13 protein-coding genes and 1 pseudogene are annotated in these 12,838 nt (G+C 51.3%); 11 read left to right on the top strand and 3 right to left on the bottom strand.

Annotation, left to right across the window (positions count from 1 at the left end; translation table 11 throughout):
* The first annotated feature begins 6 nt into the window (after nucleotides 1-6).
* Complete coding sequence (locus tag KI809_RS05480) at nucleotides 7-1,185, top strand: vWA domain-containing protein (RefSeq protein ID WP_214170541.1); 1,179 nt, start codon at nucleotides 7-9, stop codon at nucleotides 1,183-1,185.
* A 4-nt stretch (nucleotides 1,186-1,189) separates the two neighbouring features.
* Nucleotides 1,190-1,594: a hypothetical protein gene (locus KI809_RS05475; RefSeq protein ID WP_214170540.1), complete on the top strand. Its 405-nt coding sequence runs from the start codon at nucleotides 1,190-1,192 to the stop codon at nucleotides 1,592-1,594.
* A gap of 4 nt (nucleotides 1,595-1,598) precedes the next feature.
* Here KI809_RS05475 and KI809_RS05470 read toward each other — a convergent pair whose 3' ends face one another.
* From KI809_RS05470 to KI809_RS05460, 3 genes are read right to left on the bottom strand one after another with little or no spacing between them, the layout of a single operon-like run.
* On the bottom strand, nucleotides 1,599-2,183 hold the full coding sequence (locus KI809_RS05470; RefSeq protein WP_214170539.1) for a putative metallopeptidase: 585 nt from the start codon (nucleotides 2,181-2,183) through the stop codon (nucleotides 1,599-1,601).
* Nucleotides 2,184-2,210: 27 nt separating this feature from the next.
* Entirely contained in the window at nucleotides 2,211-2,495 is a 285-nt protein-coding gene (locus tag KI809_RS05465) for a cytochrome C (protein ID WP_214170538.1), read from the bottom strand.
* Nucleotides 2,496-2,518: 23 nt separating this feature from the next.
* Nucleotides 2,519-2,860 (bottom strand): hypothetical protein, encoded by a 342-nt coding sequence (locus tag KI809_RS05460; RefSeq protein ID WP_214170537.1) that lies wholly within the window; start codon nucleotides 2,858-2,860, stop codon nucleotides 2,519-2,521.
* 189 nt (nucleotides 2,861-3,049) lie between these two features.
* On the opposite strand from KI809_RS05460, the gene murI reads away from it, so the two are divergent.
* From murI to KI809_RS05415, 9 genes and pseudogenes are all read left to right on the top strand, one after another.
* Nucleotides 3,050-3,889, top strand: coding sequence for a glutamate racemase (murI, locus tag KI809_RS05455; RefSeq protein WP_214170536.1), 840 nt, complete (start codon nucleotides 3,050-3,052; stop codon nucleotides 3,887-3,889).
* Nucleotides 3,876-4,496, top strand: coding sequence for a GerMN domain-containing protein (locus KI809_RS05450; protein ID WP_214170535.1), 621 nt, complete (start codon nucleotides 3,876-3,878; stop codon nucleotides 4,494-4,496). Before murI ends, KI809_RS05450 begins: the two co-directional genes overlap by 14 nt.
* Nucleotides 4,493-6,910, top strand: a complete 2,418-nt coding sequence (locus KI809_RS05445) for a homocysteine S-methyltransferase family protein (RefSeq protein ID WP_214170534.1) — start codon at nucleotides 4,493-4,495, stop codon at nucleotides 6,908-6,910. Before KI809_RS05450 ends, KI809_RS05445 begins: the two co-directional genes overlap by 4 nt.
* Nucleotides 6,911-7,000: 90 nt before the next feature.
* Nucleotides 7,001-7,255: pseudogene (locus KI809_RS05440) on the top strand (RomY N-terminal domain-containing regulatory protein); the annotation flags it as partial.
* A gap of 108 nt (nucleotides 7,256-7,363) precedes the next feature.
* Nucleotides 7,364-8,194 (top strand): transketolase, encoded by an 831-nt coding sequence (locus KI809_RS05435; RefSeq protein ID WP_214170533.1) that lies wholly within the window; start codon nucleotides 7,364-7,366, stop codon nucleotides 8,192-8,194.
* A 67-nt stretch (nucleotides 8,195-8,261) separates the two neighbouring features.
* A complete protein-coding gene (locus KI809_RS05430; RefSeq protein WP_214170532.1) occupies nucleotides 8,262-9,200 on the top strand; it encodes a transketolase family protein in 939 nt (312 codons plus the stop codon).
* Nucleotides 9,200-9,766: a type II secretion system protein gene (locus KI809_RS05425; RefSeq protein ID WP_214170531.1), complete on the top strand. Its 567-nt coding sequence runs from the start codon at nucleotides 9,200-9,202 to the stop codon at nucleotides 9,764-9,766. The genes KI809_RS05430 and KI809_RS05425 overlap by 1 nt, the downstream gene beginning before the upstream one ends.
* A 139-nt stretch (nucleotides 9,767-9,905) precedes the next feature.
* Nucleotides 9,906-11,387, top strand: a complete 1,482-nt coding sequence (locus KI809_RS05420) for an ATP-binding protein (RefSeq protein ID WP_435052244.1) — start codon at nucleotides 9,906-9,908, stop codon at nucleotides 11,385-11,387.
* On the top strand, nucleotides 11,384-12,757 hold the full coding sequence (locus KI809_RS05415) for a sigma-54-dependent transcriptional regulator (RefSeq protein WP_214170529.1): 1,374 nt from the start codon (nucleotides 11,384-11,386) through the stop codon (nucleotides 12,755-12,757). Before KI809_RS05420 ends, KI809_RS05415 begins: the two co-directional genes overlap by 4 nt.
* Nucleotides 12,758-12,838: the final 81 nt, after the last annotated feature.

Here is a 12,838-nt window from a genome sequence, read left to right as displayed (position 1 = left end):
GGAGTGGTGACGTTGCGTACCCTGGAAAATGCCATTGTGCGGCTCCTAAAGGAGCGGCCGTTCTATGGGGAGTTTATCCTCAATCTGCACCGGGTCCCAGTAACGGCAGCGCAGCCGCTAGGGGTAACGATTCGCGACGGTTCTCCGCTGCTTTGCGTGAACGAGCAGGGCTTTGACGACCTGCTCCCTTCTGCCCAGGAGGCACTGCTGGAACATTGTGTCAAACACCTGCTCCACCTTCATATGGCGAGACGGAAGGAACGGAATCGCCATTGTTGGGACATCTGCTGCGACCTGGCCATCAATCAGACCATTTCCGGGATGCCTGGCGGGTCGGTGATGCCGGCAGATTTCAAGGTAGCTGACGGTCTGGCCGCAGAGGAGTACTATTCCTTGCTGGTGCCGAAGTTTGATATCGGCAATCTGTCTGGGGAGGGGCTTGGGGACGCTGCCGCGGATAGCGGCAGCGGGACCGGGCCTGAAGACCTCGGTGAGCACTTGCATAACTGTGGCACTGCGGATGATCATGCCTGCTGGGAGGAGAGCGACAGCACCCCGTTGCGTCTGGCTGAAGAGATGGTACGGAACATAACCCGTGAAGCCCGGAATAAGTGCGATGGCGAGGTGCCGCCGGAGATTCGGTCGCTGGTCGATAGTCTGTTGCGGCCGTCGGCAATCCCTTGGCGCCAGATATTGCGGCAGTTTGTGGCAACCGCCGGGCGTGTAGGGAGGCGGTCAACCTGGCAGAGGGAGCATCGGAGATTCCAGCACAACGTTCCAGGCACCCGGAAACGACACCGGTTGAACCTGCTGGTTGGTGTCGATGTCAGTGACTCGACCAATATCCTGGAACTACGCGAGAGCTTTGCCAAAGAGCTTATGAATATCGCGGCCGGCAGAGATACCCGGATTACGGTGCTCTATGCCAATAGCCGCATCCAGCGGGTGGAGAGTTTCAGCGGCGAGAATCTGCATGCAGTAAGTTATCATGGTGGCGGCTTTACCGATCTGAGGCCGGTCTTTGAATATGCCAAGACAATGAGTCCGCTGCCAGCAGCAATAATTTACCTGACTGACGGTTTTGGCGAAGCCCCGGAAAAGATGGATTTCCCGACGTTGTGGGTATTGACCTCAGATGGGGAGCAGCCGGTGCCGTGGGGTGTGGTATTGAGAATGGAGGCATGACCCGATGACCGATGTTACGGCTATGACTGCTGAGAGTATTAAGGAAATGCTTGAGCTGGCAGGTGCCCAGGTGGCAGCGCGGTCCGGTCGGAGCGACAGCTATGGGGCGCCGCGTGATTTCTCCTTCGAGGTCAAGGCGGTTTTCGCAAACGGCATGGGGCTGCAGATAGTTGCGCGGCAGTTTAACTACCGGGATCCGTGGGAAATGGGTGGCAGGGTCAATGATATGGTGGATGTCTCGCTATTGCGTAACGGCTCCTACTCACCGCTCCCCAAGGGGTTCCCGTTCTTTCAGGGAGTTGACCAGGAAGAGGGGGTGGATGCTGCCAGGTTTGCCGAGATCATTGAAGTGGTTCGAGGGGTGAACCCCAAGCTCTACCTGTTGCAGGAGCTCACTGGGGATCTGTAGCTCTTCAATTTGCGGCAATTCTGATTCTGGGAGCCTTGAGCTTTCTGCCGACAAGCGCCCTATGCCTGGTGCGCAGTAACGAGACGTCGACTTTAAGGAAATCAACAAGCTCTTGGTCAGACATCTGTTCCAGGTAGCGGTCGGCCAAGGTTCCCATAAATTCATTGAATTTGCGGGTAGAGCTGCCATGAGCATAGTTTCTGCCAGGGAAGCGGCGGATGTCCCCGTCAAATTCCGGCGATATGTGGTAGAGCTCATGGAAGATGGTGATCAGCTTTTCGCGAAACGGCAGGTCGAAAAACCGGGGGAAGAGGAAGTAAATGACGTACAGCATCTCCTCTCCCTTGTAATCAAGTGGCTCGTGGCAGCAGGTGTAGGTCTTTCTGCCGCGGCGCACCTGACGTGTCAATGCTCCGCCAGCAAACCGCAAGGGGTGGATCTTGGCATAGACGCCATGGATCCCTCCGCTACGGGTTGCAGAAAGGCAGATCATAAGCTTTGAGGGGCAGATGTGCGACAGTTCGTCTGTTTTTGCAACTATATCGACAACCAGTCTATCCAGTGCACCGGTCAGGTTTAATGTTGTCATGGCTGACTATAACCCCTGAAGGGGAGCTCACTTTTTCTGCAGCTTATGGCAGAAGAGGCACCTCATCGGGCCGTCTTTGGGTTTTAACGGATGCTTTGGCGGAAAAGGGACGCCGCCCTGTTCGTTGTGACAGGTAGGGCAACCCTTGTCAGCTTCCATTTTGCCGCTCTGTTTGACAATTTCGTAAAACGGTTTGTGTTTATCGTCCAAGGGGACCTTGTGGGTCTTTTCCTCTCCCGAAATTGCTAGGAATATTGCCAGCACCACCGCGGCAATACCGATGAAAATCCAGTCTTGTTTTCTTAATTTCATCAATCACTCCTGAAAAATTGTTGTCAGTCACCCTTGATAAAGCTGAAGTAGATAAGCACTCCGCCGATCGCCAGTCCACCGAAGGCAAAAGGAAGGGTTGAACTTAGTGTCAGTTCATTACCTTCTGCTCCTTGCAAGGTAAAGCGTACGAGGAACATGATTGCTATGGCGGCGAAAAGGAAGAGCAGTACCGGCTTGGATCGTTTTATTACAGCGTAAAAGAAAATAACCATGAAAAAGCCGATTATCCACGGATTCTCCATGGCAGATTTAAATGTCAGGTCTTTGATGAAGTTTACGATATTTTCGGTCTCGAACGGCGAGACTGCCTGCTCGGTTTTTCTCAGTAATTCCTCTTTTTCCATTGAGCCTCCAATACTGTGGGGGGCGTATCGATTTATATATCCATGCTTTTAGCCTGATATTCACGCAAGAGTAGCATATTTGTATGTTTTGTAAATGCCTTGACTTGATTCTGGAGCTATCATATGATTTCTATTTTATTTTTCGCGGCAATCGGTTGATTTTCAGTGTGTTGGGGAGACAGATAAAGCATGTCGTGGAAGGCAATCGGAATTTTCGATTCGGGTGTCGGCGGGCTTACAGTCCTTAAGGAGATTGTGAAGGCTTTGCCGCAGGAAGACACCATATATCTTGGGGATACTGCCAGGGTTCCTTATGGGACCAAGTCTCCGGAGACCGTGATCAGATATGCTCGCCAGATTACCGAATTCCTGGTGGGGCGTGATATAAAGCTTCTGGTGGTGGCCTGCAACACCGCATCTGCCGTGGCGCTCGACTCGCTCAATGAGGCCTTCTCCATACCGATAGTTGGTGTTATTGAGCCTGGGGCAAGGCGTGCCGTCTCGGTGACCAAGACGGGGAAGGTTGCGGTTATCGGCACTGAAGGGACGGTCAAGAGCAGTGCCTATACAAAGGCAATCAAAAGGCTTTCCTCAGATGTCCAGGTGGTTACGCGCGCCTGTCCTCTTTTTGTGCCGCTTGCTGAAGAAGGCTGGGTTGATAACGAGGTCGCCAGGTTGACCGCCCGGAGTTACCTTGAAGGGTTGCGGGAAGATGGCGTTGATACCCTGGTTTTGGGCTGTACCCATTATCCCTTGCTGAAAGGGGTTATAGAAGAGGTTATGGGGAGCGATGTCGTACTGGTTGATTCCGCCGAAGAGACGGCACGTACCGTGGCCGGGATCCTGGCTGATCATGACCTTCTCCGGCCAGTTGCGGAAAAAGGGAATCACCACTACTTTGTCACCGATGTTCCTGCCGGGTTCATCAGGGTCGGCAACCGTTTTCTGGGGGGGGACCTGGGGGATGTTTATCAGGTAAACCTTGAGCAGGCAATTCAAGTGGGAGATGGCGGCGATGACGGAGAATAGGGCACCGAGGAAAGTCAGCACGTCGGTACTCGTCGGGATCATTATCCTGGCGGTCATTCTGGGAGGCCTGTTCCTCAGGAAATATGCGGGTCGGGAGCCCCTGCCCAAGCAACCGCCTCCCCAGTCTGCCCCTGAACAGGGAGTTAAGACGGTGACGCTCTTTTTTGCTGCACCGGAAGGTGGTGGGCTGTTGAGGGAGTCCCGAGTGGTTGAACCATGCTCAGGCGTGGAAGAGTGCTCTGAGGATATTCTGAGTGAGCTCATCAACGGGCCTATCGGTGATCTCTCGCCGACATTGCCGGAAACCACCATGTTTCATGGGGTCAGTCTCTCCGGGGGCACGCTGACCATTGATTTTAGCAGAGAGTTGCAGGAAGGGCTGGTTGCAGGGTCTGAAGCCGAAATGTCTGCAGTTTATTCTGTGGTTGACTCGCTGGCTTTTAATCTTGCCCAGGTTAAGAAAGTCAGGTTTCTGGTAGACGGGAAACCGTTGGAGACCCTGAAGGGGCACCTTGACCTTCGCGAACCCCTTGATCCTGATTACACTTACGAAAAGAAGGTTGACTATCCAGCTGTTACACCGACACCTCAAAGGAGGCAGCCATGAAGCCTTCACTGCTCAAGGCGATTAATGACAGGGTTCTCGTTCTGGACGGAGCCATGGGAACCATGCTCCAGGAAAGGGGACTGAAGCCAGGACAGTCTCCGGAAGAGATGAATCTTGTAATGCCGGAAGTTGTTGCTGCCGTTCACCGCGAATACCTTGAGGCTGGCGCGGATGTCCTGGTAACCAACACATTCGGGGGGAGCCGCGAAAAACTGTCTCACTACGGGCTTTGTGACCGCCTTGCTGAGATCAATCAGGCTGCAGTACAGATTGCCCGGAAGGTGGCCGGGGATAGCGCTTATGTCGCAGCGTCGATGGGGCCTACCGGACGTTTTGTCGAGCCGGTAGGCGACATGTCCTTCGACCAGATGAAGGACGTTTTCCACGAACAGGCGTCAGTTTTGATCGAGGCTGGCGCCGATCTGGTAACACTGGAGACCTTCCTTGATATAAAGGAGCTTCGCGCTGCGGTTATTGCTATACGCGAGGTTTCTGCGACCATTCCGATTATTGCCATGATGACCTTTGATGATAATGGCCGGAGCGTACTGGGAAGCTCGCCTGAGGCCGCAGCAATAACCCTGGAAGCGGTTGGCGCAGATATCATCGGTTCGAACTGCGGGCTGGGCGTTGAAGGGATTTATGAAATCCTTGCTGCCATGCGCCGGGTCACGGATCTCCCGCTTATCGCCCAGGCAAATGCTGGACTGCCGCAGCTCAAAGACGGCGTTACCCTGTTCCCTGCCTCTCCTGAGGAGATGACTTTCTACCATGAACGCTTTTTGACTCTTGGTGTAAGGATCATCGGCGGCTGCTGCGGGACAACCCCTGCTCACATCAAGGCGATGCGTGATGCCCTGCAGGATAAGGCCCAGAGTTTTTGCCGGACCAGCGCGACCAAAGGAGTGACGTTTCTGTCGAGTCGGACCGGTTTTGTCCCAGTCGGCGGAGGTAATCAGGTTGCTGTCATCGGTGAGCGGATCAATCCCACCGGCAAAAAGGGGTTTGCTGCCGAACTCCGCGAGGGTAAGGTCTCCTATATTCGCAAGGAGGCATCTGAGCAGGTTTTGGCCGGCGCGACCCTGCTGGACGTCAATGTCGGAACTCCAGGCATTGATGAGGCGGCTGCCATGGAGAGGGCAGTATTCTGCCTGAGCGGAGCTGTTCAGACCCCTCTGGTTCTTGATTCATCCAGCCCTGAGGCGCTCGAAGCCGGGCTCAAGGCCGCTGAAGGCAAGGTTCTGGTGAATTCGGTTTCCGGAGAGGCGAAGAGTCTTGCCCGGGTGCTTCCTCTTGTCAAGAAATACGGGGCTGCAGTCATTGGGCTCGCTCTCGATGAGCAGGGCATCCCGGAAACAGCCGAAGACCGGCTGGCGGTTGCCGGCAGGATCGTGCACGCTGCAGCCGAGGCCGGGATACCACGTAAAAACATTATGATTGATTCCCTGACCCTGACAGTAAGCGCCGAGCAGAAGCGGGCTATGGAAACCCTCCGGGCCTTGCGTATGGTAAAGGAGACCCTGGGTGTTAATACGGTTCTGGGGGTAAGCAATATCTCGTTCGGCCTGCCGTCACGACCGGTAATCTCTTCTGTATTCTTTGCAATGGCAATGGCTGCAGGGCTTGATGCAGCCATCATAAACCCGAAGGAATGCCAGATGATGGATGCCTTCCGCTCGGCAATGGTGCTGCTGAATCGGGACGAAAATTCGTCGGCATATATCGAGGCATACAAGGGGCTTGCGAATGCGGTGCAACCGATAGCCGCTGCTGCCTTGCCAGCGGATGTTCGTGGACGTCTGGCATCGGCAATTATTGATGGCGATCGCGACCAGATCGTTTCGCTTGTTGAGGAAGCGCTTGCTGATGGTCTCAGTCCCATACAGGTGAGCAACGAAGGGTTGCTGCCCGGCCTTGAAGAGGTAGGGAGACGATTCGAAAAGAATCAGGTTTTTCTTCCCCAGGTAATGCGCTCTGCAGAAACCATGCAGGCGGCTTTTGCCCGCCTCAAGCAGGCAATGCACGGCGTCGCAATGGAGAGCAAAGGGCGGATTCTGATGGCTACGGTAGAGGGCGATATTCACGATATCGGTAAGAACATCGTCTGCACTCTGCTCGAAAACCATGGCTTCGAGGTGATCGATCTTGGCAAGAATGTCCCTGCAGAGCGGATCGTGCAACAGGCTACGGAGCTCAAGGTTGATGCCGTGGGGCTCTCGGCACTTATGACCACGACTATGTCTGAAATGGAACATGTGATCGAACGCTTGAAGTCCGCTGGGGTCAAAACCTTTTCTATGGTTGGCGGGGCGGTGGTTACCCAGGAGTATGCTGATAGCATCGGTGCCGATCTCTACGCCAGGGATGCCATGGAGGCCGTATCAAGAATTAAGGAGTTGCTGGCAAACCCCTGATCGGTTTTAGAATATTGCAACTGTGCTGTGGGTATGATACGTTAGCCCCTACGCGATTTGGCGGACTGTATAGGCGGATGGTATAAAGCTATGGTCGTAGGGTTTAATCATAATGTCATGTATAAAGGCGTTGTCTATCACGTGCAGACTGAGGACAGCGGTACAGCCAACCCCCAGATTACGACCTTGCTTTACTGCGAAGGGACAATTCTGGCATCGAAAAAAACCAGCTATGCCGACATAATTAAGATTGATCACCTGGACAAGGTGGTTGAGGATCTGATGAAGGATCAGCACAAGGAGATGCTTCGCAGTCTAAAAAATGGAGAATTTGACGATCGGATAGCAACTCTCAAGGGATAAGCGGTTGGCCATGGATGCCATGCTATCCCCCCTCAAGGATTTGTTGCAATACCTCAAAAATAAGATTTCTCAAGAAAGGACTGTTTCCCCGTGAAAGAAACCATTGCAAAACTTGAGGATAAGGCGCGCTCTCTGCGTGTTTCCATAATCAAGACCCTGCACAAATCCCAGTCTGGCCATACCGGTGGTTCTCTGTCGGCAATCGACATTATCACGGTTCTTTATTTTCACACCATGCGCCATGACTCTGCAAATCCTCAGTGGGATGGCCGTGACCGCTTTGTTTTGAGTAAAGGGCATGCCGCTCCGGCGCAGTACGTTGCCCTTGCCGAGGCGGGTTATTTCCCAAAAGAAGATTTGATGATGCTCCGTCGCCTGGGGAGTCATCTCCAGGGTCACCCGGACAGCAAGGTTACCCCAGGTGTAGAGGTGTGCACAGGATCTTTGGGCCAGGGGCTTTCATTAGCCAACGGTATGGCAATGGGGCTTAAGCTCGACGGTAAACCTAATCACGTCTACGCCGTTCTGGGTGATGGTGAGCTGCAGGAAGGGCAGGTATGGGAAGCTGCAATGGCTGCCGCCCATTACAAGTTGGACAACCTGTGCGCAATAGTAGATGCCAACGGGTTGCAAATTGATGGTGAGGTCGATCGTGTAATGGCGGTCGCACCGATTGCTGACAAATTCCGTGCTTTTGGCTGGCACACTATTGAAATCGATGGTCACGATATCGGAGCCATCATAGATGCCTTTGAGCAGGCAAAGAGCCTGACCGGAAAGCCGACAGTGATTGTTGCCCGGACAGTAAAGGGCAAAGGAGTGTCTTTCTTCGAAAACAAGGCGTCTTACCATGGTGTGACTCCTAGCGATGACGAGCTGCCGAGGGCACTTGAGTGCCTCGGTGAACAGTGCAATCTGTAGCGAGCCCTGGTTACCGTCGGTTGGAACGCCGCTTTTTTCCACGTTAATTGAAAGGATGTTTATCAATATGAGCGATATGATGGCCACCAGGGATGCCTACGGAGAGGTTCTTGCCGAACTCGGGCAGGACAATGAACGAATAGTGGTTCTGGATGCCGACCTTTCCGGATCGACTAAAACAGCTGTATTTGGCAAAAAATTTCCGGACCGTTTTTTCAATATGGGGATTGCCGAGGCAAATATGGTTGTCACTGCTGCCGGGCTAGCTGCAATTGGCAAGATTCCTTTTGTTTCAACCTTTGCTATTTTTGCTTCCGGCAGAGCTTGGGAGCAGATTCGCCAGTCAGTTGCCTACCCGAAAGCAAACGTGAAAGTCGTTGCAACGCACGGTGGTGTGACTGTCGGTGAAGACGGTGGGTCGCATCAGTCGGTGGAAGATATCGCAATTATGCGGGCAATCCCTAACATGACGGTGATCGTCCCTGCAGACGGCGTAGAAACAAAGGCCGCCATTAAGGCCATTGCTGATTACAAGGGGCCGGTATATGTCCGACTCGGGCGCAACAAGGTTCCGACTGTTTTCCCGAAAGACTATTCCTTTGCTATTGGCAAAGGGAGTGAACTGGTTACCGGCAGTGATCTGACCTTTGTGACGACCGGTTTGATGACTTCGGCTGCGGTGAAGGCTGCAGAGGCACTTAAGTCAGAGGGCATCTCGGCCAGAGTCGTTCATATCGGGACCGTCAAGCCTCTTGACCAAGATATTCTGGTCAAGGCGGCCAAAGAGACCCAGTTGATAATAACTGCCGAAGAGCATTCGATTATCGGCGGTCTGGGGGGCGCTGTTGCTGAGCTGTTATCCGAGCATTGCCCGGTTCCTGTTCACCGCCTGGGGGTCAAGGACCGTTTCGGCACCTCAGGAAAGGCGGAAGAATTGCTCAAATATTTTGAGCTTACCGCTGACGATCTTGCTGGTGCGGCGCGGGAAGCTCTCAAGAGGAAGTAATGTCCTATTTTACCCGTAAATATTGCGGGGGATTTACCTACCTGGCCGCACTGTTCGCAATTATGATCATGGGGATAATGCTGGGCATGGTCGGTCAGAGCTGGACCGCTCTTATGAAGCGAGAGCGAGAGGAAGAGCTGTTTTTCAGGGGATCACAGATCAGGGCTGCCATCACGCGGTACTACGATGATCCCAAAAACGGAAGTGGCGGGACGAGACACCCTCCGACAGGACTCCGTGAGTTGAAAGACCTGCTCAAGGACCCGCGCGAGCTGACAACAACGCGGTGGCTTAGGCAGCTCTACATTGATCCTGTGACCGGTAAAGATTGGGAAGTCATTAACGGTCCAGTTAAAGATAGCACCGGTAAAAGTAAACCCTTTACCGGCGTTATCGGTGTAAAAAGCAAGAGTGATGAGGCTCCTTTGAAACAGTCAGGGTTTTCTGAGGATTACAAGGCGTTCGAGGGCAAGACCAAATACAGTGATTGGCAGTTTGTCTATGGGTTGTCCCCACAGCAGGGATCACTGAAAGTAGAAATGCCGAAATCTCCATTTTTGAAATGATCAATTCTTTGACTGTGTTGTTCAGTCATTTAATAAGTTGCCCAGCTTTTATTCACTCTTACCTTAAATCTTTTGTTTTAAAGGAGCATGGTTGATATTTCGTAGCCTGACAACCAGGGTCATATGCATATCGATTACTTTGCTGGCCTTTGGCATAAGTTTTTTTGCTTTTTTGAATCTCAGAAAAGAGCAGACGCAACTTATTAATTCTGCACGAGAAAACACGGATCTGCTGTTGCGTACTGTTGAAGCCAGTATTTATAACTCCATGCGCATCGGGAATACTGAAGATGTCCAGGTAATTCTCGAAATGGTAGGACAAAACCCAAAGCTGACCAGCGTTAGAATCTTTCATCCCCATGGTATTGTCCTGCGTTCTTCCCACCCGATGGAAGTGGGCAAGCCGGTTGATCGCTCGGACTACAATCTTTTTGTGCATAATAAGAAAGAAGGGGTTTATACAGTCGATGGGGTTGGCGACCTTCTCAAGATGATAAAGCCCATTTACAATGAAGAACCCTGCCATGCCTGTCACGGTCATAAGGCAAGAGTCATCGGCGTGCTTAATGTCAACTATTCGCTTTCAGAGACACAGAAACGGATGCTGGAGGCGACCAAGCTCTTTTTTATTTCGACCGCTGCAATAATCTCTTTCCTCTCAATCGCCATATCTATGGTGTTGCTAAAGTTCGTACGCAAGCCTTTAAACCTGCTCGTAAACAATATGGAGAAAGTTGAGAGGGGCGATCTTACCGTTCGCATGCACTATATTGGCAAGGATGAAGTGGGGCAGTTGGCTAAGAGCTTTGACTCAATGGTTGACCGTCTCGATATCGCCAAGAAGGAATTGGAGCAGTTTCACTTCCAACAGATGGAGCGAGCCGATCGCTTGGCTTCGGTTGGGGAGATGGCGGCAGGAATTGCCCATGAAATAAAGAACCCTCTTACCGGGATAGCCGCAGCAATAAGCATTATCAAGGAGGATTTTGACAAAGCAGACCCTCGTGCTGATATTCTGAACGAGGTTCTTGATCAGGTTAAGCGACTTGATAAGACAGTAAATGATATGTTGTTTTTCGGGAAGCCTTCTCCCCCTGAATTTGTTTACGCTGACATAAATGCGATTTTGAATAAGACGTTGGTTTTTGCTTCCCAGTATAAAGGAGGCAAACATATAGATAAGAAACTCCTGATTGCCGAAGATCTCCCTTACGTTTATGTTGACCCAAAGCAGATGCAGCAGGTTTTTCTCAATCTTATTCTCAATGCCTTTCAGGCAATGCCGGGGGGGGGCGAATTGACCTTGGTAACCGAGCAGTCAGAGGTTGAGGGTAAGCTCTTTGTTCACATTACTATTGCCGATACCGGTGAAGGAATTCCGGACCAAGTTCTGGAAAAGCTGTTCACCCCGTTTTTTACTACCAAAGCACAAGGAACAGGATTAGGACTGGCAATTTGTCACAAGATTGTTAGTCAGCACAATGGTGTACTTAATGTGACAAGCGAGTGTGGCAAGGGAACTAAATTCATAATCGATCTCCCGGGGGTCCTGAAAACGGATTTGCGCAATGATAATGGGCTGCCACCGGTCGCGATTCAAGATGTAAAGGAGCTGCAATGAAAAAAACACGTATCCTCGTTGTCGATGACGAGCACCTGATTCGCTGGTCCCTTGAGCAAAATCTTAAAAAACAGGGTTATGACGTGTTGACCGCTGGGACTGGTGAGGATGCCTTAAGAATAGCCCGTGAAGAGCAGCCTGATCTTGTTCTTCTCGATGTGCAGCTCCCTGGGTTGAACGGGATTCAAGTCCTCGAAAAAATAAAAGAAAATGACGAAGATATCGTTGTGATCATGGTGACGGCACAGGGAGCCCTTGAAACGGCAGTTACTGCTATGCGACTTGGGGCTTATGATTATATAAATAAGCCGTTTAATCTGGAAGAAATGGCAATCGTCATTAAAAAGGCCCTTGAGACTTCGGACCTTCGCCGAGAAGTTGCTAGCCTCAGAAGTGAGCATAAGAAATTTGGCTCCCCGAATATTATAGGAAAAAGTCGTCATATGGCGAATGTCCTGGATATGATGCAAAAGGTTGCTAAAAGCGAAGCTTCCACCGTTCTGATTCAAGGGGAATCTGGTACTGGTAAGGAGTTAGTTGCGAAATGGGTGCATTTTGCTTCGAGCCGATCAGAAAAGCCGTTTGTCGCCATTAACTGTGCCGCTGTTCCTGCTACGTTGCTTGAGAGTGAGCTTTTCGGCCACGAAAAGGGGTCCTTTACTGACGCCAAAGTGACGAAGAAGGGCCTGTTTGAACTGGCCGATGGCGGCACGGTGTTTCTTGATGAAATTGGTGATATGGATTTTGGGATGCAGGCAAAGCTGCTGCGGTTTCTTGAAGATAGAAATTTCAGGAGGATCGGAGGTACTAAAGCGATATCTGTTGATGTCAGGATTATTTCTGCAACTAACAGAGACCTGCTAAAAGCGATAGAAGAGAAAAACTTTAGAAATGACCTTTACTACCGCCTGCAAGTCATTCCCATATATCTTCCTCCCCTGAGGGAGCGCAAAGATGACATTCTGCTCCTTGCTCAACATTTTATCGATGTGTTCAATAAAGAGTTCAATAAGTGTGTAAAAGGGATATCTGGCTTAGCTGAGAAAATGCTGGCAGACTACAATTGGCCCGGGAACGTGAGAGAGCTTAAAAATGTTATTGAGCGGGCAATAATCTTAGGGAATGAAGACACCCTGCTTCTAGAACATCTACCGTTAGAAATCGTAGCAAAATCATCTGCTTCTGCGGTTCCGCAAACAACCACCTTTAAGCTGCCACCAGAAGGTGTTGATATCGAAGAGGTTGAAAAGGAGTTGATTCGACAAGCTCTCGAAAACTGCGACTGGAATCAGTCTAAGGCTGCAAAAAAACTAAATCTGGGTATTGATGCTTTCAGGTACAGGATGAAAAAGTTTGGTTTTCTGAAATAACTTGGCTATAATGCCAACGCAATACATAAATGCCTGCTAACTGTACGGAATGAGTGGATATTGATGCTGTTAAGCTGCTTA

Source organism: Geoanaerobacter pelophilus, assembly GCF_018476885.1.
GTDB classification, from domain to species: Bacteria; Desulfobacterota; Desulfuromonadia; order Geobacterales; family DSM-12255; genus Geoanaerobacter; species Geoanaerobacter pelophilus.
This window is presented reverse-complemented; position numbering and strand designations above follow the sequence as displayed.